Origin of the sequence: Marinomonas sp. UCMA 3892 (assembly GCF_012726345.1) — a bacterium.
Taxonomy (GTDB): Bacteria; Pseudomonadota; Gammaproteobacteria; order Pseudomonadales; family Marinomonadaceae; genus Marinomonas.
Genome location: NZ_PTXN01000002.1, coordinates 101,361 through 121,300 on the forward strand (window position 1 = coordinate 101,361; position 19,940 = coordinate 121,300).

The following is a 19,940-nucleotide window of genomic DNA, read 5'->3' on the forward strand; positions in this document are numbered from 1 at the left end:
ATTATTGAAATTTAGCAAGCCATACATTAATTCGTCCTCTATCGCGAGTGTCATAAGCTTGAATAGCGGATGCGAGATCCAGTTCAAACTCGCTTTCCTTGTCATTAGCTATCGCTGCTAAGGCCATGGAATACCATGCTGTAACACCTCCCGGAAGCGACGATGTAAACCTTGGGAACTTAGGAAGGCGGTCTATACCATGTAGCCAATCTTGAGCTAGTCTTGGTTCGAGGATAAACGCCCTTCCTAATCCAACAAAATCGACACTATTTGATGACAGAGCATTGAATACCTGTGCGCGAGTTTTAAAACCACCAGTAACAGCTAGAGGAATAGTCGTCATACTCCTAGCTTTGATGGCAAAATCGACAAAATATGGACCACTTGAGGCCTTATCGGAACTTGATGTCGCTCCAGGAAAATAAGATCCGCCACTTAGCTCTATCAAATCAATACTCGTCTGATCCAAAATATGCACGACTTCTAAAGCCTCTTCCTGCGTTAACCCGCCTTCTAGTTGATCAGAAGAATTAATCTTGATGCCAATAGGAAAAGTACGCCCGACTGTTAACCGAACTTTATTAATTATTTCTACAATAATTCGACTACGGGCTTCGATAGAACCACCGTACTGGTCTGTTCGGCGGTTAAAAAGCGGTGACAAAAATTGACTAAGTAAAAATCCGTGACCCGCATGAATTTGTACACCAGTAAATCCTGTATCTCTGGCAATTTCGGCCGCTTTGGCATATTTATCTGGTAACAGAGACACGTCGTGTTCTGACATACCTAAGCATTCAAATTCACCAATTTTAAGGGCTGATGGGCCTTTAACTTGGTTAAGTGGTTGATAGGCAAGCGCCCCTGCATGACCTAGTTGGGCCCATATATGAGCATTTTTCACAGAGGCTCGGGAAGTTAATAGTTGTAGCGCTTTATGGTTTGAATGGCTGCCTAACACAAGATTCCCAGGTGCTTCTGGGTACTTAGGATCGACTTGCACTTCTCCAATAATTGACAGCCCCACTTCCCCATCAGCCCACCGCTCATAAAGACGTACTTGGCTATCGGTTGGGTTACCTTCGCCATCAGCAAGTGAATCTGACATCGCGGATTTTATAAGGCGGTTTTTTATAATCGCTCCACATGGGAGCGTCAACGGAGTATTCAATAGATCGTTACTACCTAATATTTGTGCCATACCTGCCTCTCTAAGTGAAAGTGTTTAGATTCCGCGCTAGCTCGCGGTGGTAGAGACATTATGGGCAATTGCTATTAAACTAAAAACACACCAATTACTTAATCTCTATTAAATATTAGTTAACAATGAATCTATCAGATCTAAGCTTATTTCTTCGAATTGCCGAAACTGGCAGCTTGACGGAAACGGCAAAACAGTTAAATATCACAACGGCAGGAGTCAGCTCTGCACTGAAAAGATTAGAAAAGCAATTAGATGTGCAGCTGTTTATTAGAAGTACCAGACAATTAAGGATCACCCCGCAAGGTGAGCAGTTTTTGTTTCACTGTCGTCAAGCACTCAATAGCTTAGAACAAGGACGTCTTTCAGCACATCAAACGCAAGGTAAAGTAACAGGAAAACTCAGATTGTCTGTATCTTCGGATTTAGGTCGTAATACCCTTTTGCCTTGGATAGATGAACTACTTGAAGAACATCCGCTGCTGTCCATTGATCTGACTGTGGGTGATTCCATTTCTGATTTTTTTCTAGAGCAAGTAGATATCGCCTTACGTTACGGAAAACCTGAAGATTCATCCATGGTGTCATTTCATATCGCAACGGTAAAACGAATCACTTGCACATCTCCTGATTATGTATTGGCGCATGGAGAACCCACCACGCCAGAGCAACTCGCTACCCATAATTGTTTGCTGTACCGCCGAGCTGGTCGCATTTTCGATCAATGGAATTACGCGAACCATGAAAATACCTACAGAATAAAAGTAGAGAGCAATAGAATCAGTAATGATACAGACATTGTGAAGCGATGGGCTGTTGCAGGAAAAGGCATTGCATACCGTTCTTTGATCGATATTCATTCCGAACTAAATAACGGGCAACTTGTTCAACTACTGTCGGATTATGAATCACCAGAGGTTGAACTGCATTTGATTTGCCCAAGTAGAAAACAAGTGAACCCTGCTGTAATGGCTCTTAGAGAACGACTTAGAAACAAACTAACAAACATAAAGTCTTCATCACTAGGATAAAGTTCAGAGGCAAATGAAAAGTGCTTCATTATATTGAAGCACTACAAGACATTGAAAAGATTTAAAATCAGTTAGTTATTGTCTAGGCACTTAAACAAACTAACATATTACCTTGCTTCCAATAGCTTAGATTCAAGGCTCTTTTATAACTTCTCTTTCAAAGCAGGTGTGCTCGGCTCACTAACAAGATGTAGCGTGCGCTGAGGAAATGGGATCGTCAAGCCTGCCGCTTCAATCGACTCTTTAACTCGTTTGTTTAAATCCCAGTAAGTCGGCCAATAGTCATCCGTTTTTGCCCACGCTCTAAGCTGAATATTCACCGAGCTGTCCATCATAGACACTACCATTGCCTGAGGAACAGGGTCGACCAAGAGACGAGATTCACCTTCCGCCACTTGCCTAAGCACAGATAAACCTACATCAATAGAATCCGAATAAGATATGCCGACCACAATGTCCATTCGTCTCTTACCATTACGCGTAAAGTTCTTAATATTGTTTCCCCACAACACACTATTGGGAGAAGCGATATATAATCCATCGACCGTTTCAAACACGCAGGTAAATAAATTTATTTCTTTTACCGTTCCTTGCGTAGAGCCAAACTCAATAAAGTCACCCGCTTTAAAAGGCCTTAATATCAGCAACATGATCCCTGCGGCAATGTTGCTTAAGGTATCCTTCAAAGCTAAGCCAATTGCCAAACCAGCCGCACCAACCAAGGCAATAAGACTGGCAGTATTGACACCAAAGATATCTAAAATAAACACACCACCAATAATATAAACCGCATAACTGGCAACGGTTGAAAATATAGGTGTCAAGGTCGCATCCAGCTTATTAAGCTTAGAATTCGTATTCAGGATGGCCTTTCTTACCGCTTTTGCGATAAACGAGCTAGCTATCAATATAACAATGGCCAATACAATCCGATAACCAAGCGTAATAATGGTATTAGAATGATTTTGCCAAAATTGAACGAATAACTCTTCCATAGACTTCTCTTCTGCGTGTAATACTTAAGCAATGATATTTGACAATACCTAAAACGGACAGGGGCGTTCATGTCTAAGCCCGTTAACAGAACCTGCCCTATAAACCACGATTAGGAGACAAAAATCAGTTACCCCAAACATGACTGAAAGGCCGATACAATAAGGCTTGTAGGAATCATATTCCTATTTTTTCAGCTTAACAATAAGCGCAGAGCAAGCAAAACAACACCTAGACTATCTTTACCCTTTCCCGACAAATTCAGTGGTTCCACACTATTCTTATTGTCTTTTACACAAGCTTGTCTTAGCTACTGTTGAAACGAAAGGTGTCACCCACCATGAAAAGCCAGTAGAATGCCGCTTTTAGTACCTATGCGCTGCTAAGTGACATAACATCAATAAAAGAGATCTAGAATGCCCGAACAAACTCCAGTAATCGCAACGCACAATGGCAACTTTCACGCAGACGACGTATTTGCTGTCGCGGCACTAAAACATATTTTTTCTTCGATAGAATTAATTCGCACACGTGACTTAGACGTTATCGCCAAAGCCGACATGGTGTTAGACGTAGGCGGCATTTACGATGCCGACACCAATCGCTTTGATCACCACCAAAAAGGCGGGGCAGGTGCACGTGAAAACGGCATTCCGTTTTCCTCTTTTGGCTTAGTTTGGCAAAAGTACGGAGTCGAGATCTGCGGTGGCAATGAAGAAATCGCAAGCTCATTAGATAAAAACCTCGTTTCCGCCATCGACGCAATAGATTGCGGACACGTAGAAGGCGTGCAAACAGGCATTAGCTTGAGCCAAACCATCTCCATGTTTAACCCAACATGGCAAGAAGAAAGCGACTTTGATGCCTGCTTCGACGAAGCCGTTGCCTTTGCTTCACGTATTTTGACTCGATTCATCGCCGCAGCAAGTGGTGGCGTAAACGCCAAAGCCATTGTTGCTGATGCGATAAAAAAAGCCGCAGACCCAAGAGTCATTGTCTTAGAACAATACACACCATGGAAAACCACCGTCCTTAGGCTATCGAAAGAAGCCTTATTCATGGTTTACCCATCTCAGACTGGACAATGGCGTATTCAAACTGTTCCTGTTGAGCTTGGTTCCTTTGAAGACCGCAAAAAACTCCCTGCGCCTTGGGCCGGATTGTCTGACAAAGAACTTCAAGACGTGACAGGTTTAGACGACGCTATGTTCTGTCATAACGGCTTGTTTATCGCAGGCTGTGCGTCATTTGAAAACACCATGAAAATGGCTGAAATGGCGTTGGCTGATTAAGCGTTGCCAATGTTTTGCGACGTGAAAGGCATCATAAAATAGAGAACAAAGAATTGTGCGGAATGGGTTTCTTGGTTTGCGTTCCACTTAGCAAAGTAAGGGAAGCACATTCCGTGTGCTTTCTAGGAGAGAATCTAGCTGTTCGTTACATCGGTAATTTCAATTAGGTTTTCTTCTTTCTTGATGGTGTCCACAATTAAACCGTCTATTTTTCTAATGTTGGCGAGCTGAACTTGAAGCTTCAATGACAGCTCATTCACTTCATTAGCAGAAATAGACGTCTCTTCCGCAGACGCGGCCGTAGAATGAATCACTTCATCAACTTCAGACATGCCCTGATTGATCTGACTCAACCCAGCGGCTTGGCTTTGGGATGCGTTATCTATCTCTCCAATGGTTTCTGAAATAGTCGACACGTGTTTAACAATCTCGCTCAACGCGTCCACGCATTTTTGAGAAATCTCATTGCCCTTCTCAACATTGGCTACAGAAGATTGAATATATTGTGCGGATTCGCTCGCGGCTTTCGTACTGCGCTCTGCTAATGCTCTGACTTCATCGGCCACAACGGCAAAACCACGTCCCATTTCCCCAGCACGAGCCGCTTCAATAGAAGCATTCAATGCCAGTAAGTTAGTCTGAGAGGCAATATCATCAATCACACTGATAATTTCACTAATGGCTTCGCTTGAGCGATTAATCTCTTGCATCGCTTGCTCAAGGTCTCGTATTTCATTGGTCGCCATATGAGCTGCACGCTCAGCTTCAGACGAGACTGAACAGGCTTTTGCTGCACGGCTGGCATTTTCGTTGGCTTGATTAAGGATAGCGTTCACAGCATTGCCAATTTGAGTAATAGAAGCCGCTTGACGGTTTGATCCTTCTGTTAAAGCTTGACTGGCAACATTGAGTTCATTCGCACCTGTTGTTAAGCTTGCACTGATGTTATCGACATCGCTGTATACCGATTTAAGCGCCACTTTTTCAGACACTTCTTGCACGTATTCAACATGACCTATATCTTTGCCGTTTAGTCCCTGAATATAAAAAGTATCTACACGGAAGTCTTTACCCCACTGATTAAAGAAAGTAGTCGGCTTGTCTTTTCTTAAACAGTTCACGCCACATCCATCAGTGTTACAAATATTTGCTCCCCAGTTTGAACAATGCATTCCGAGCACATCTGCACGCTTTACTCCTAACGGATCAGTTGCAGCGCGATTAACAAAGGTCCACTTCATATCCAGGTCAGTAACAGAAAGTGGGTTTGGAATGGTATCGAGAATCTGCTCATAAAAATTGAATTGCTCTTTTGCTAAATTCTCTATCTTTATCAGACAACCTAACAAAACTACCAATGCGACAACTAAAACCAGCATATATAAGTTTTCTTTCGCAAACAGCGAAGCAACGAGTATTGAAGCAATAACGATACCTAGTGCCAAACGGTAATACTTTTTCATAGTCTTTCCTCTATGGCCTACTCTAATGGTTATAGACTTAGTATTAATCTACATTTTAATTGCCAACTAATAAGCTGTATTTTGGATGCTAATTAGTAAGAAAGAGTAACGATCATCACTGCTTAAGTGAGTTAAGTAACCTTTCGATACATTTGTAGACAACGGCCGAGCTGGCAGCAGAAGAATGTATTGTGGTAACGGAGGGATAATCGAAATGGAAAACTGACATGGTCAAAAACGACCAATAGAATATGGCCGCTTTTGGGGCATGGTTCATGACGGTAATTGGCGTACAGGTGATCATAACAATGATCACGTACAGATTGTTTCTACCCCTTGTTCACACTGCCTTTATTTGATCTTTCATTTCTCTTCTGTTTCTTACGGTTATTTTTCTCAGTGACAATCTTGATGGCTTCATCCTTGGTTAAATGGGGATGCTTAGCGATCAACTCTTCCACTTTGGTATCAAATGCGGTCATTTATAAATCTCTTGTATTGAAGTACGAACAGGGTCGGTATTTTAACTCAGGAAGGATAGAGAAGATAACAATTCTTAGCAGTTAGGAAACCACTTTGAGGTTCGGCCACAAATCACACCACTCTTTTTCTAATACTCTTTCCTTAAAGTCGTTAGGTTTCGGGCGTTTGCTGTTTAACGTAATCGTATGATTAAAATTTGCTTCTAAACCAAAAGGAGCAACCAACCTCACCCCTTTTCCCTTAACAAAAGTAGCACCGACAGCTGTCTCCACTTCCACCCAATAGCTCATAGAATCCGCAGTCGACACATAAGGCTGATCATTGTTACGAACATGCATCCTTGCTTGATTCTTAACTGACCAAGGAAAACAGCTTACCGCCTTAAGCCTTGCTTCATAATCAAGATCAGCATTTTCATCAATTACAGCAGAATCAAAGTAAATGAGATCGATGTCGTTTAATGGCGTTAAAACCTCTTTGTTATGAAGCTTATCCCAGATCAAGTTCCTAACAAATCCAGCGGCCAAACACCAATCATTCAGACCAAGTGTTGAAGCGAGTTCAAGTGCTTCCATTCGGTCACTATCAGATTCAATCCATTCAATGACTTGATCGCTAAACTTCATGTATCTGTCTCTAATAGGCTTCGCAGTTCCGCTATCGTATGCTGGCTATATACTTTGATACCGTTACGCTCTAACAAGGTAGCAGTTACACCTGCGCCATCGATTTTATTTCCTTTAAATGTACCATCGTATATTTTTGAACTGCCACATGAAGGGCTTCCTTCTGCAAGCACGGCATAATCTATTTGTTGCTTTTGGCAGAGTTCCAAAGCCTTCTTGGCGCCACTGACAAATTGAGTCGTAACATCAACGCCATCATTCCCAACAACCTTTGCAGAGCCGTCAAGAACATCAATACCTCTTCCTTTGATTATTTCAGCAGGTGCTCTTGGAGTTGGTAGACCAGCAGACACTTCAGGGCAAAAAACCACCAGCTCTGCATTTGACCTAAGCCAAGAAAAATCAGACTCAAGGATGGATAAACAGCTCGCGTTGTATCTCACCTTATTGCCGACCAAACACGAACTAACCAGTACTTTTACCACTAGAACTCCTGTATAAAACTAAAAAGTGACAGAGAATAATACAAAGGGCTAAAAATAAAAATCATAAATCTCGTTTGTATCGAGCAATCATATCTTCTTGTGCTTCGGGATCATCCTTTATTGATAGCTGATCATTAATCATCGCTCCCATCGTAGGAAAATCCGCCCTATCTATTTGCGCCTTTAAAGACCAAAGTTCAGAGCGCATTAACGCTTTAGCACAATGTAAAAACACTTCTTTGATGGTGATCTCAATACAGGTTTTGGGTGGGTTTCTGTCGTCAGAAAACAGGTTTAAATATTCAGGTGAGGTTGAAATACGAGCAAGCCCGTTAATTCGAAGCGTTTCATCAACACCTGGAATCAAAAACAAACACCCGATTTGCCCCGTTTCAATGATATTAACAAGGCTATCAAGCCGATTGTTTCCTTTCCCATCGGGCAAAATAATGCAGTTGTCATTGATTATTTTCACGAATCCCGGATTTCCTCCACGAGGGGAACAATCAACAGAGCCGGATTTTGCGTAGGTCGAAATTGTCACAAACGGAGAATGCGCGAGAAAGTTACTGGATTGACGCTCTAAGGAAGGCAACAGCTTATCTTTAGCGCGTCCTTTTGGATAACCATAAAGTTCTCTGAGCTGCTCTTCGGAATCAAGATACATAAAATCTCCTTATAGTTAGCGCTTAATCTCGGATACCGGAACAGAGTAAAAATAAAAAGCCATACTATTCTTGTTTGGTATTTTTTGCTGTTGTCTGAATGAGGTGTGTTTGTTTGGTTTTACTCTGGGATTGATTGTCAATCAGCCGACACCTCAGCGGTCGGCTGAATTTGATTGTTATGAGGTATTCAGATGAAAAAACGCTCTAATATCTTAATTTTTCATCCACCCCTAATATCTTTATCTTCGCATCTTGCTAAAAGCAGATATTAACTCAATCAAAATCAATTAATTGAGTGTTCGCCTGCACACGCTATATTTTGCATCACTAATCATGTCATTGGCTGTTTTACTTAAGCTCATATATTGCTCTAAGACTGTCACATCCTCTCTTGATCCCTTATGAACTAATGCACTAATAACTAAATCTAGTGCTTTTTCTGTCTTGCTAACGTCAAGCCATTCAATAAGCACTTCAAGAATATCTCTCCATAAAACACCAGTCTTAATATAATCATCGATCCAGAAATCGATCCAGTACCCCCGACTAAACTCAACCATTTCATCTAATTCATTCGTTACTTGACTTTTACTCCATAAACCTTGCCTGTAGTTTTTCGGGTATTTTTCATCAAGATACTTACGTCTTAGATCAAACCATCCTCTCTCGTTGCACGCTTCCCATAGTGAGAAAATACAATTATCGGACATATAATCCAGATATGGGATCAAAGAAATAATCTGCTTTTTCTTAGTAACTCCAGACCTACCTTTAACTTTTATTCCATAGTTCATGCTCAAATACTCTAGCATTTTTCGAGTATCAGAACTTTCTTCTATGGTTCGATTCGCAGATTTTAAACAATCAGTTGTTGCATGATAGAGTGCGACTTGAACATATTGAGGGCTATAGCGCAGGTGATCCCAATGCTTTAATAGCATGCTTTCGGATTTTCTTTCCGGCAAGGTCATCATTAGTTCAGATATAATCCAGTCAGAATTGATACTATTAGTATATTCAAGGGAAACTATTCCCTTTCTTTCTTCTAAATAGTCATCGAGCGCCTGCAACAATTCTTCCGACCAAACATATCTAGCATATTGCCACCAATATCTGGTATCTTCACGTGATAATTTGTCAATCAGATAAGGGATAGCCAAATGATCCCTTCGTTTTAACCTTTCGGCTAACATGCAGTCTTTCAGATTATCTAACTTTACATCCTCGCATAAAATGGCATTATCTTCTGGCTCTTTTGCCGTAGCCCAAATTAAAAATGCCTGAATTCTAATATGCTTATCTTTACTATCGTCTCTCCACAAATCCAAAAGCAGTTTCCTAGTAGGTACTGACATTTTACGGGCACCACCTTCATATAGCCTCTCCCAATCTTGTACTGCGGTAAGAACGAAAGGAGAAAAGCTATCGCTCCCCTCTAGTCTGCGTCGTATATCGGCCAACTCCTCTACCACAAACCTAACAGCTTTATGATGATCCATACCGTGAAGCATATATGTAATGGGCCAACGTAACTCTTCTCTTTCAGCATGCTGAATAAAATAATCGATTGCCTTATCTGGAGTCCACTTTCCAAATGCCCACCTTAAATCATGAGAGGCCAAGCCTCCCCTAGGAGATGGCATATTGTCATTCTTATCATCAGGCATTTCTGCCCACGCTTTCATTACCGGATCAAGCATTTCTTCAGACTGATCACACCAACACTGTGCAAATGCCCAAAGATAGTCGTCAAGATGCTCTTCTCTATCTTTATCCGATGACCAGCACGCTAAAACACCAATTGAAAGTAGTTCATCCCCTACATGTCCAGCTAAACGCAGAGCACCAGAACGTATAGCTTTATTTATATCACCTCTTTCAAGTAATTGATTAAGTGAAGCAACTAAGGTCTTCCCATACTTATATTTCGCATGTTCTATCTGGACATCTCGCCATGGAGCCCCCATTCCGGGTTTTAAACTTATACATAGCTCAACCCCTCCTGATATATCTCCATTTCTTAGCCGTGCCAGCTGGCCATTCATAATATTTTCGGGAAACTTTCTGACGATGTCCGAGATCCCAGGTGAATCTGTTTCACTTAAAACATAAAGCGCGTGCCAACGTGTATGTCTAAATGCTATTGAATGATTACTTTCATCAAGTACCCACTTGTTAATTTCCTTAAGAAAACAACTCTTTCTATCTTCTGATTGATGAGACGACCATTTCAATGCAAAGAAAAGAGAGAGGGGGTTTTCCTGATAAATAATATTAATAGTATTTTCATCGTACTCGATGTCAGAAAGTGCCCGACCAATCAATTCAGAGTAAAAAGGATCGGAAAGAATATCTTGTTCCAGCTGACCGGAACTCAACTTTAGCTTAATATAATCCGACAACAGAAAATCTCTTACTCTATCATGTCTAAATAATATCGTCTGATCATCAAGATCACTGCTATAACTTATGACCGATCGTTGTTTTGCCAGAATGTTAATGGCCTTGATGCTATCATTACCCATTTCGCTCCAACTCTTTAAATTGGACCAAGTAATCTCAAATTGTTTATGCCTTAACATACATCCTGCTAAGTTTCGCAAAGAATCTCGATATTCTGAAGCTATATTTATTGAGTTATCATCTGCCTCTGCTTTTAATAGTACGTTGTTTATATATGATCTAATCACAAACTCAGGGTCAGGGGACTCTCCAATATCCTGAAGATCTATCAAAAGCGGGTCATACCCTAAAGCTTTTGCGATTTCTTGTGATTTTAGCTTTGATATTTCAGTTCCACATAGTTTTGCCTTTTCTATGACGGCATTTTCTCCTTCCTGAACGCTATATTTATTAGCAAGGACAAAGTAGGCCTGAGCATCCTTCTTCCGGTTTTCGTCTAGCAGCGCTGTATGCTTAGGCCATACAGGGCAGAGAATATGGAAATTAGACTCTGAGTTCTTATCCATATTTTTTGCCCAAGCAATAACTTTTTCAATCAAGTCATTTGGTCGGATCGAACGATTAACGTCCTCAATAACAATTATCATCGGACAATTACTAGAACAGAATGTTAAAGCTGATAGGCTTTTTTGATCTAATGTAGGATGTAGTTTTTTAAGAGACTGATATATAGCCTGATCCAAAGTCATTGCATCAGTTAAAATGGCATGCGACATAATTATACCGACACCACCCTCTACAATATGTTTATTAAGGTACTTAAAACAAGCTACAGACTTACCATTACCTGACTCACCAACAACCAAAGATAGAGGTCTCTTCGACGACATGTCAATATCACTATCTAAGCCTCGACGAACCCACAGGTCTTGGCAACCTCGAAACATGAGGGGTGCATTTTCATTAAGGCTTTTTTTGGACAACTCCTTTAATAGTTCGAGCGAAAGCAGTTCCTGCTCTGCCCCTAAATATTCTTTTCTTAACCACTGTCCCACCGGGTCAGTATCAAGAAAGTGAGCAATACGAGATGCTGGCCATAAATCAATATTGATCCCAGATGTTCTTGCAATAGCCTCAGCTTCTCGAACCAATTCCTGTGATGGATCTGATGTAACAGTAAGAACTAGAGTACCAATTAAGTTAGGGGTTCTTATACGCTCTTCTTCATAGACGGCTATAGTTTTCAATATATCACCAGGGCCTTCCTGTTTAGCTTCCGGCTTTCTACGCTTAACCTTAGACGGATCATGCAACCACTTTTTTTCTAACTTATCCCTGCCTCCCGTCGTATGATGTACAGATATCATATGAGGCTGCCGATTGGATTTATTGAATGTTATTCCATCAATCGGACCTTTAACGGTTTTTCCGTCAGTGTTCACACCTGTGTGAACGAGTGACTCATATATAGGGTTGGCTTCTCTCAATACAGAAGTGGCAAGACGCTCAAATAAACCAGTGTCCGTGATCTCGGCAAGTGCTTTTAATGTTGAGGCATGAGCCATATCTTTTCCAATCCCTTGATTTAGATTCCTATGTCTTGCCTTCACTATTTTTTACTAAGCAAAACATGGAATATCACTCTTTTAAATTTAGATCGTTTGAGCCTACTATTTTTGATTTCGTGTCAATATCGCCTAAGCAATCCATGCTAATTAATCCATTACGATAAACTGACAATACAATGAAAGCGTAGTTAAAACCATAAGACTTTTGTGGGATTGTGAAGATTAGAACCCCATCTTCCGTCTTCCCCTTGAAGAAAGGGGAAGAGACTTGGCAGCTATATTCAATGAGTTATGCATTTACGAATAACAACGAGGAGCAAAGCAAACACCAAGAGCGAGGTCAAACGACAGTGTCGAGCGGTGGTGTTTGGTTTGCTCCAAGCGCCGATGTGGAAGTCAGGGTCAAAGCCTTCCCCTTGGCTCTTTAGTTCAAGTAAAAGGGGAAGGCACAGTCCGACTATAAGTACCGCCCTTCTAGGTGTTTTCTAAAATGTGCGGCGTTTAGCGTCTCGCCAGTTGCGCGTTTGACGAGTTCATCTGTGGTGTGGAGGGAGGCTTGTGACCAGATGTTGTCGCTTAGCCATTGGAAGATTGGGTTTAGATCGCCACTTTGAATAGCGGCGTCGAAATCGACCTTTTGTATCATGGTGGCTTTGTATTGGGCGGCGTACATGGCACCTAGTGTGTAGCTTGGGAAATATCCAAATGCGCCATCTGTCCAGTGGATGTCTTGCATACAACCGTTTTTGTAGTTGTCTTTGGTGGAGATGCCAAGGGCGGCTTTCATTTTCTCATCCCACAATGCCGGTACGTCGGTGTGTTCTATCACGCCGTTGATCAGGTCACGCTCGATCTCGTAACGCATGATGACATGAGCAGGATACGTGAGTTCATCGGCGTCGACACGAATGAAACCTTTTTCTACTTGGGTGTAGATTTTGTAGAGGTTGTCTTCGGCAAACACAGGGTCGTGGTGTGCGTTGAAGGCTTCGGCAGAGAGTCGTGATAAGTGGGAAATAAACGGCTTGCTGCGCCCTATTTGCATTTCAAAGAAGAGCGACTGAGATTCATGAATGCCCATGGAGCGGGCTTCGCCAACAGGTAATCCAGCAAAGGCTTTTGGCAAGCCTTGTTCGTAACGGGCGTGCCCTGTTTCGTGAACGATGCCCATTAAGGCTTGTACAAAGTCTTTTTCATCGTAGCGCGTGGTAATGCGCACATCGGTTGGTACGCCGCCACAAAATGGGTGAACACTTTGGTCTAGTCGACCACGATCAAAGTCGAATTGCAGAAGCTTCATGACTTCTAAGCCAAGGGCTTTTTGAGTCGCGGTGGAAAAAGTGCCTGATGGCAATATGATGGATTCCGCTTTCTGTTTTTCCAGTACGTTTTCAATCAGTTCTGGTAACCAGGTTTTAACATCGGTAAACAAAGTATTAAGCGACGCAGTTGTGGTGCCCGGTTCGTATTTGTCGAGCATGGCGTCATAAGGCGTAAGACCTAATGCTTCGCCACGGGTTTTCGCTTCTTCACGAGATAAGGCAACGACGTCTTTCCAGTTATTCTCGAAGCCTGTCCAATCGTTTTCTTGACGCTGGGAGCGCCACGCATGTTCGCATTTAGAACCCGCGATGGATTGCGCCTGTACTAGGTCTTCTGGAACGACAGTAGCTTGCTGCCATTGGCGTTTCATCTCGCGTAGGCTGGCTTGTTGTTCTGTGCTTAAGGATTCTTGTTCAGCGTTACCAAACCATTCTTCTAGTTGGGGTTGTGTCGATAGTCGATGAATGTGAACCGATAATTCCGCCATGGCGTTGGAACGGGCTTCGCTGCCGCCCGATGGCATGTTTGCCGCTGCATCCCAGCCCAGCATGGCTTGAGCGTGGTTAAAGTGGCTGAGTGTTTGGTAGTGTGACGTTAACTTGTCGTAGTTGGACATGGTCGTTTTCATCCTATGTAACAGTTGTTCTGTGTGTAAGATTGATATAAATGGGTGATAGCGAGGTAAAATTTGTCATCAGTTACATTTAGTCTAAATCGTTTTATACTTCTTAGACATGAAATATTGCTAGGTGACGAAGATGAAACTAAATGATTTAACTGCGAGCGAAAAAGTGACACTAGCTCAGCAGCTTTGGGACTCTGTCGCAAGTGATCAAGATGCCATAAAGCTCACTACAACCCAAAAAAATGAATTAGACAATAGACTGGCACAATTTGAATTAGATCAAAATGTCGGCTCAGATTGGGACACAATAAAATCTAAAATATTAGGCTCATAATGCAATATAAAGTAAGGATACGCCCAGAGGTCGAGGATGACCTGAAAGAAGCTTACTCATACTTCGAACATTGCAAAGCAGGACTTGGCACTGAATTTATGCTTTGTATTGAGGATACGTTGTTAAAAATTTCCACTCATCCAAAACAATACCCGATTGCTCACAAGACACTTCATAGGGCTTTAATAAATAAATTTCCATACGGTATTTTCTATACTATTCAGCAAAATATGGTTGTTATTTTTGCTGTCATGCATTGCGCTCGTGATCCCCAAAAATGGATGTTGAGAAGCTAAACTAAAGATTTAAACTCATAACCTATCAACTAAAAAGCCGAGACATTTTTAAAAGAAACGTCTCGGCTTTTTGCATTTACTCTTGTTCTAACGCTTATTTATGACAACCACAGCCTGTGTGTTCGCCACTCAGTTCTTGCCAGTTTTTCAATTTACTGGTGCCACCGATGCCTGAGTTGAAGCTGTTGGTTGGGTCAGTTTTTTGGTAAAACTCACGCAATGCTGGTTTCGCAACATATTCATGGCCCACGTTATGCTCTGCTGGGTATTCTGCACCGCGAGCGTCGTAGCTGGATAGAATTTGCTTCTTCACCGCTTTGGCGTCAACGCCTTTTTTCATGATGTAGTTTTGGTGCATGACGTGACAGAAGAAATGGCCGTAGTACATTTTCACCGCGACTTTGTCTTCGATGTCTTGTGGTAGTTCTTCGAACCAATCACGCTCGTTGCGTGGGAACGCCACGTCAATGGTCATGATAGAACCCAATTTTTTCTTATTCATTATATGAAGACGAGTTAATGCTCCGCCGGTCACAAAGCGATGCAAGATGGCTTGGTCTGCTTCACGTTTAGTACAAGCAAAGTAATCGCCTTCATTGTCTTTAAAGAAGTTGTCTAAGTAAGCTTGTGCTTCTGCAACACCGTCATTGCTGGTTTCCACGATCCAATGGTGTTCGTATTTTTCACGGAAATCTTCCATGCGTTTTGGCAAATGATTCGGGAAAAGCTGACTCGCGTATTGCATCATGATGTCGGAGAATTTAGACGGCATGAATTTCAGTTTGCCAGCCCAACGATCGACCGTGCGCTTAAGGGCAAACATTTTTGGGATGTATTTTGTACCAAGTTTATCGATCACCAAGTAGCTGTCTTTGCCATATTTTTTACTGATGTCATAGCTGCTGTTATGCATATATTCGCCAGACACAGGCAGGTTTTTAAAGGTAGACAACATATCACGGCGCATTTGTTCCATCACCGCAGGATCATTGGTACCAATGTAGAAAACTTGATACTTTTCAGGAATCGGAAAGGTATCGATACGCACGGCAAATACCGCCAATTTACCCGCGCAACCTGATGCTTCGTATAAACGACGAGGGTCGTTATTGAAACGTGATGGGGTGTCGGCATCGACGTCTCGAATACGCTCATGGTATTCGTTATCAGAGCCACGTTTATCTGGGAATTGAATGTCTTTTTCTTGGTACTTTTTGTTTTGCAGGTTGGTCAGAATTTCTTCTGGATCACTTCCTAGCTCAATGCCTAAGTTGTTCACCAATTGCAATTCGCCGTCTTGTGTAACTTGGGCAAACAAAGACATTTCTGTATACGCTGGGCCACGTTGCACCAAGGCACCACCAGAGTTGTTACACACACCACCTACGATAGAGGCACCGATACAAGAAGAGCCAATAACAGAATGCGGTTCACGACCATAAGGTTTCAGCGTGTCTTCTAAGCCAAACAGAGTACTACCCGCAAAACCGACGATTTGTTTGCCTTGATCAAGCAGCTGAATATCGTCGATGCGCATGGTGCTAATGATAACGATAGGACGATCATAGTCCGCGCCGTTTGGTGTTGAACCACCAGTTAAGCCAGTATTAGCCGCTTGCATAATGACAATTACATCGGCTTTTACACAGGCTTGCAGACATTTCCAGATTTCAACCAGACTACCAGGACGAACAACCGCATAGGCCTTGCCACCACCAAGACGAAAACCCTGACTATAAGGTTTGGTCTTATCTTCATCTGTTAAGGTATATTGATTTCCTACAATGGCCTTTAATTCAGCGGCCAAATCTAAGTTGAAACTGGTATCCGTCATATTAAGCTACTTCACAACGTATCGGGGAAAGGGGCGAACATACTAAACCGATCAACCAGTAAAAAAAACTCCAGCAAAACAATTAGGAATCGTGTTCATAAGCAATGCTTATGCAAGAGAAGAGTTACATCAATATTGAAGCTTAGATTTCTTTAAAATCTCATTGTGATTCCGCCCGTTTTATCTCGTCCCTTATATCTAATAACAGCGACCTCGCACTTTCGCCATTCATGTTATATGGATCAAAACTGATACTTTTTGTATGCTGATAAAATAGTTCACGAAGACTTTCTGTATTTTGTAAATAGCCCATATTCCAGCCATCAAATTCCCTGTGGGGAATTTCTTGATAATCAATTATTTCAGGCTTTTTATGGCGCGGATCAGTCGCGATTTTATGATAAATCTGATTCACATCTTGGCGCGTTCCCTCTAAGCATTGAAGAAAGAACTGCCGATTAAAAGACAGTAAACCAGTCACATTAAGAGCTTTATTTTTGACTCGCGCGACCTTAAGAATGCGGGCAATGTCATCAACCTCAAATTTTTCGGTAATGGTACTGGTATAAATTAGTCGAACTAAATCCACATTAAACCCTTCTATACTGGATGCATTTCATAGGTCACTTACATTCAGATTATATTTTTCGTGTAAAAAAATAATGTGGAGTTTCGTAATTTTTATATGTGTTTGCTTAACTGATTAATGACCATTAAAAGATTTAAAAGCCATCTTCACTAAGCAAAATGTCAGTACTCTTTAATCTTCCACTGTTACGGCATTTGCTCCATGACGCTGAAAGAATTCATCAACATCATCTACAATAGGCGCTTTGCTTTTCAAAAACCAAACCAGGCTAGCCACCATGTCGGCATGACCAACACCTTGGTAAATTTTGCTCTCAACTGCACCCTGCTCAAGGTTAATTTTCGTAATCAGTTTATCCATATTGCTTTTGCCAACGATGGTATCGTCTGCGCCCCAAAGCAATAGCATTGGCGGCTCTTTGCCATCAATGAATGTCGTTACCTGCATATTTGGGTAGTTTTCTGGTGGACCAAACATGTCCATATAATCTTCTTCATAAGGTACAAAATCATACGGCCCAGATAAACCAGCAAAGGCGTTTATAATGGATGGCGTTAGGCTTTCGGCTTGCAAGTAATGTTTGTCCGCTGTGACCATTGCGCCAATGTGCGCACCAGCAGAATGCCCTGCAACAAATAAACGCTTAGGGTCGCCTTGGTATTGGGCAATATGGCGATACGTCCAAGCAATCGCCTTGGCGCCATCTTCAACAAAGGTCGGAAATTTTACCTGTGGGTATTTGCTGTAATCGGCAATCACTGTGATGTAGCCTTTTTTCGCAAAAGCTTCACCGACAAAGGGATACATGTCTTTTGATCCATCTTTCCAGCTACCACCATAAAAAAAGACAACAACAGGAAGTGATTGATCAGAAGAATGAGGAGGAACATAAATATCTAGCTTTTGCCAAGGCTCTGATCCATAAGCAATATCATTTGTCGTTTCGGTATCACTAAAGGTATTGGGTAAATTGGCAACGCCTAACCCAACTTTTGTACAGGCAACGAGTAACAAAGAACTCAGCGCCACACATACTTTTTTCATCTTCAAAATTGGCCTCTTGAATGTCTAAAAATGAATACGTCAAAGTGTGATACGTAACATATAGATAAATAGACCAAAATTTATAACTAGATTAATGTCATGAACTCAAAAACAGCGCATTTTTACTTTGAAAATAGTCATACCATACTTTCATAATGTAGACTCTAAACACAAAAATATAAGCCAAATATATAAAGTGGCGATTACAGCTCCACTCAAACAACAATAATTACTGACTAACTTTAGGTACTATTAATGAACGATATCATCACGCAACTAACGGATGCACTTGGGGAAAAAACGGTTATCACTGGCTCCTCAATTAGTGAAAAATACAAAACGGATTGGAGCGGCGTGAAGGGTTTATTGCCTATTGCGGTTATTAGAGCCTCTTCAACTGAAGACGTGGCCAGCACGTTAAAAATCTGTAATGACAACAAACAGCCTGTCGTAATCCAAGGCGGTATGACTGGCATTAGTGCTGGCGCCGTACCGCAAAACAATGAAATTGCCATTTCATTAGAAAGAATGTCTGGCGTGATCGAAATTGATAAAGATTCTATGACCATAACCGCTCACGCAGGAACCCCCTTACAAGTTCTACAAGAAGCCGCAGAAGAAGTCGGTTTATGCTTGCCTTTAGATATGGGCTCTCGTGGTACTTGTACCGCAGGTGGTGTGGTTTCCACTAATGCGGGTGGTAATCAAGTCATTCGCTACGGTTCAACCCGTGCCTTAGTACTCGGCCTAGAAGCGGTTCTTCCAAATGGCACTATTATTAGCTCTCTCAATAAAATGCTAAAAAATAACGCCGGATTTGATCTAAAACACCTATTTATTGGTTCGGAAGGCACATTAGGAATAGTCACAAAAGTCGTGATGAGACTTTACCCAAAGGCTAACTCGGTACAAACCGCCCTTTGCGCCCTCTCTAATTTTTCCGATGTCTTAGCCTTGCTGAAGAAAAGCTATTCCTCATTAGGTGATGGTGTTACTTCATTTGAGGTGATGTGGGCAAATTATTTTGACGAAGTCATTGATACAGTTGAACAGGCAGCCAGCCCATTTCAACAAAGCTATCCTTTTTACGCCCTGATTGAATACCAAGGCCAAGATCACCAGCAGGATAATGAAAAGTTCTCCTCTGTATTATTCGAAACAATGGAATCAGGTTTAGTGGCAGATGCCGTCATTGCTCAATCCGCCAAACAGACGGCTTCCTTCTGGCAAATTCGTGACGGAATTGGCGAGTTACTTGCCACTATGGGTCCGGTAGTTAATACCGATATCAGTGTGCCAATCAGCCAGATGAAAAACTTCGTAGAACAACTTGAATCGTCGCTCTACGAAGCATTCCCAACCATTAAATTACGTATTTTTGGCCACATTGGTGACAGCAACCTACACCTATGTGCTGGAACTGGTTTAGCAGAAGACCTTGATGCCATATCGGCAAATATCATGAATATGACAGGTCAATTTAAAGGCTCCGTTTCCGCAGAACATGGCATAGGTGTATTGAAGAAAAAGTACTTACATTATTCAAGAACACCAGAAGAAATCGAACTGATGCGAGCTCTAAAAAACACCATGGATCCGAATAAAATTTTAAATGCTGGTAGAGTTATTTAACCTCTCTAATTGACCTCTATATCTCCAGGTATTTTAGAACGGGGCAAAAA

Annotated in this window: 18 protein-coding genes; 6 read left to right on the forward strand and 12 right to left on the reverse strand. The window is 41.8% G+C overall.

Features of this window, described 5'->3' with window-relative positions:
- Nucleotide 1: 1 nt before the first annotated feature.
- Nucleotides 2-1,201, reverse strand: a complete 1,200-nt coding sequence (locus B6N13_RS03410; RefSeq protein WP_169458501.1) for an NADH:flavin oxidoreductase/NADH oxidase family protein — start codon at nt 1,199-1,201, stop codon at nt 2-4.
- Nucleotides 1,202-1,326: 125 nt separating this feature from the next.
- Between B6N13_RS03410 and B6N13_RS03415 the strand changes: the two genes are divergently transcribed.
- Nucleotides 1,327-2,232 carry a LysR family transcriptional regulator gene (locus tag B6N13_RS03415; RefSeq protein WP_169458502.1) on the forward strand — a complete coding sequence of 302 codons (906 nt, stop codon included), beginning with the start codon at nt 1,327-1,329 and terminating at the stop codon, nt 2,230-2,232.
- A gap of 143 nt (nt 2,233-2,375) precedes the next feature.
- Here B6N13_RS03415 and B6N13_RS03420 read toward each other — a convergent pair whose 3' ends face one another.
- On the reverse strand, nt 2,376-3,227 hold the full coding sequence (locus B6N13_RS03420; RefSeq protein ID WP_169458503.1) for a mechanosensitive ion channel family protein: 852 nt from the start codon (nt 3,225-3,227) through the stop codon (nt 2,376-2,378).
- Nucleotides 3,228-3,641: 414 nt separating this feature from the next.
- Here B6N13_RS03420 and B6N13_RS03425 point away from each other — a divergent pair, with 414 nt between their 5' ends.
- Nucleotides 3,642-4,517: an MYG1 family protein gene (locus B6N13_RS03425; RefSeq protein ID WP_169458504.1), complete on the forward strand. Its 876-nt coding sequence runs from the start codon at nt 3,642-3,644 to the stop codon at nt 4,515-4,517.
- Between the two features lie 134 nt (nt 4,518-4,651).
- Here B6N13_RS03425 and B6N13_RS23515 read toward each other — a convergent pair whose 3' ends face one another.
- The 6 genes from B6N13_RS23515 to B6N13_RS03455 all read right to left on the reverse strand — a co-directional run bounded on the left by B6N13_RS23515 (nt 4,652) and on the right by B6N13_RS03455 (nt 12,210).
- Nucleotides 4,652-5,980 (reverse strand): methyl-accepting chemotaxis protein, encoded by a 1,329-nt coding sequence (locus tag B6N13_RS23515; protein WP_169458505.1) that lies wholly within the window; start codon nt 5,978-5,980, stop codon nt 4,652-4,654.
- Nucleotides 5,981-6,309: 329 nt separating this feature from the next.
- Entirely contained in the window at nt 6,310-6,462 is a 153-nt protein-coding gene (locus tag B6N13_RS03435; RefSeq protein WP_169458506.1) for a hypothetical protein, read from the reverse strand.
- Nucleotides 6,463-6,543: 81 nt separating this feature from the next.
- The gene (locus tag B6N13_RS03440) at nt 6,544-7,089 is read right to left on the reverse strand and encodes a nucleotidyltransferase family protein (RefSeq protein WP_169458507.1); all 546 of its coding nucleotides are present in this window, start codon (nt 7,087-7,089) and stop codon (nt 6,544-6,546) included.
- Nucleotides 7,086-7,574, reverse strand: coding sequence for a DUF523 domain-containing protein (locus B6N13_RS03445; protein ID WP_169458508.1), 489 nt, complete (start codon nt 7,572-7,574; stop codon nt 7,086-7,088). Before B6N13_RS03445 ends, B6N13_RS03440 begins: the two co-directional genes overlap by 4 nt.
- A gap of 61 nt (nt 7,575-7,635) precedes the next feature.
- Nucleotides 7,636-8,241, reverse strand: a complete 606-nt coding sequence (locus B6N13_RS03450; protein ID WP_169458509.1) for a pyridoxamine 5'-phosphate oxidase family protein — start codon at nt 8,239-8,241, stop codon at nt 7,636-7,638.
- A gap of 288 nt (nt 8,242-8,529) precedes the next feature.
- Entirely contained in the window at nt 8,530-12,210 is a 3,681-nt protein-coding gene (locus B6N13_RS03455; RefSeq protein ID WP_169458510.1) for a hypothetical protein, read from the reverse strand.
- Between the two features lie 218 nt (nt 12,211-12,428).
- On the opposite strand from B6N13_RS03455, the gene B6N13_RS03460 reads away from it, so the two are divergent.
- Nucleotides 12,429-12,641 carry a hypothetical protein gene (locus B6N13_RS03460; RefSeq protein ID WP_169458511.1) on the forward strand — a complete coding sequence of 71 codons (213 nt, stop codon included), beginning with the start codon at nt 12,429-12,431 and terminating at the stop codon, nt 12,639-12,641.
- Nucleotides 12,642-12,670: 29 nt separating this feature from the next.
- Here the strand turns inward: B6N13_RS03460 and B6N13_RS03465 are convergent, their stop codons facing one another.
- Nucleotides 12,671-14,152, reverse strand: a complete 1,482-nt coding sequence (locus B6N13_RS03465; protein ID WP_169458512.1) for a carboxypeptidase M32 — start codon at nt 14,150-14,152, stop codon at nt 12,671-12,673.
- Nucleotides 14,153-14,294: 142 nt separating this feature from the next.
- Here B6N13_RS03465 and B6N13_RS03470 point away from each other — a divergent pair, with 142 nt between their 5' ends.
- Nucleotides 14,295-14,495, forward strand: coding sequence for an addiction module protein (locus B6N13_RS03470; protein WP_169458513.1), 201 nt, complete (start codon nt 14,295-14,297; stop codon nt 14,493-14,495).
- A complete protein-coding gene (locus B6N13_RS03475; protein WP_169458514.1) occupies nt 14,495-14,791 on the forward strand; it encodes a type II toxin-antitoxin system RelE/ParE family toxin in 297 nt (98 codons plus the stop codon). Before B6N13_RS03470 ends, B6N13_RS03475 begins: the two co-directional genes overlap by 1 nt.
- A 94-nt stretch (nt 14,792-14,885) precedes the next feature.
- On the opposite strand, the gene dld is transcribed toward B6N13_RS03475, so the two are convergent.
- From dld to B6N13_RS03490, 3 genes are all read right to left on the reverse strand, one after another.
- Entirely contained in the window at nt 14,886-16,625 is a 1,740-nt protein-coding gene (gene dld, locus B6N13_RS03480) for a D-lactate dehydrogenase (protein ID WP_169458515.1), read from the reverse strand.
- 160 nt (nt 16,626-16,785) lie between these two features.
- Nucleotides 16,786-17,214 (reverse strand): BLUF domain-containing protein, encoded by a 429-nt coding sequence (locus tag B6N13_RS03485; protein ID WP_012070442.1) that lies wholly within the window; start codon nt 17,212-17,214, stop codon nt 16,786-16,788.
- A 171-nt stretch (nt 17,215-17,385) separates the two neighbouring features.
- Nucleotides 17,386-18,258, reverse strand: a complete 873-nt coding sequence (locus B6N13_RS03490; RefSeq protein WP_169458516.1) for an alpha/beta hydrolase — start codon at nt 18,256-18,258, stop codon at nt 17,386-17,388.
- Between the two features lie 255 nt (nt 18,259-18,513).
- Between B6N13_RS03490 and B6N13_RS03495 the strand changes: the two genes are divergently transcribed.
- Nucleotides 18,514-19,890, forward strand: a complete 1,377-nt coding sequence (locus B6N13_RS03495; RefSeq protein ID WP_169458517.1) for an FAD-binding oxidoreductase — start codon at nt 18,514-18,516, stop codon at nt 19,888-19,890.
- Nucleotides 19,891-19,940: the final 50 nt, after the last annotated feature.

Bases quoted from the DNA above. Each gene is read 5' to 3' on its own strand.
- B6N13_RS03410 (WP_169458501.1), bottom strand. From the start codon at position 1,201: ATGGCACAAATATTAGGTAGTAACGATCTATTGAATACTCCGTTGACG.
- B6N13_RS03415 (WP_169458502.1), top strand. From the start codon at position 1,327: ATGAATCTATCAGATCTAAGCTTATTTCTTCGAATTGCCGAAACTGGC.
- B6N13_RS03420 (WP_169458503.1), bottom strand. From the start codon at position 3,227: ATGGAAGAGTTATTCGTTCAATTTTGGCAAAATCATTCTAATACCATT.
- B6N13_RS03425 (WP_169458504.1), top strand. From the start codon at position 3,642: ATGCCCGAACAAACTCCAGTAATCGCAACGCACAATGGCAACTTTCAC.
- B6N13_RS23515 (WP_169458505.1), bottom strand. From the start codon at position 5,980: ATGAAAAAGTATTACCGTTTGGCACTAGGTATCGTTATTGCTTCAATA.
- B6N13_RS03435 (WP_169458506.1), bottom strand. From the start codon at position 6,462: ATGACCGCATTTGATACCAAAGTGGAAGAGTTGATCGCTAAGCATCCC.
- B6N13_RS03440 (WP_169458507.1), bottom strand. From the start codon at position 7,089: ATGAAGTTTAGCGATCAAGTCATTGAATGGATTGAATCTGATAGTGAC.
- B6N13_RS03450 (WP_169458509.1), bottom strand. From the start codon at position 8,241: ATGTATCTTGATTCCGAAGAGCAGCTCAGAGAACTTTATGGTTATCCA.
- B6N13_RS03455 (WP_169458510.1), bottom strand. From the start codon at position 12,210: ATGGCTCATGCCTCAACATTAAAAGCACTTGCCGAGATCACGGACACT.
- B6N13_RS03465 (WP_169458512.1), bottom strand. From the start codon at position 14,152: ATGTCCAACTACGACAAGTTAACGTCACACTACCAAACACTCAGCCAC.
- B6N13_RS03470 (WP_169458513.1), top strand. From the start codon at position 14,295: ATGAAACTAAATGATTTAACTGCGAGCGAAAAAGTGACACTAGCTCAG.
- B6N13_RS03475 (WP_169458514.1), top strand. From the start codon at position 14,495: ATGCAATATAAAGTAAGGATACGCCCAGAGGTCGAGGATGACCTGAAA.
- dld (WP_169458515.1), bottom strand. From the start codon at position 16,625: ATGACGGATACCAGTTTCAACTTAGATTTGGCCGCTGAATTAAAGGCC.
- B6N13_RS03490 (WP_169458516.1), bottom strand. From the start codon at position 18,258: ATGAAAAAAGTATGTGTGGCGCTGAGTTCTTTGTTACTCGTTGCCTGT.
- B6N13_RS03495 (WP_169458517.1), top strand. From the start codon at position 18,514: ATGAACGATATCATCACGCAACTAACGGATGCACTTGGGGAAAAAACG.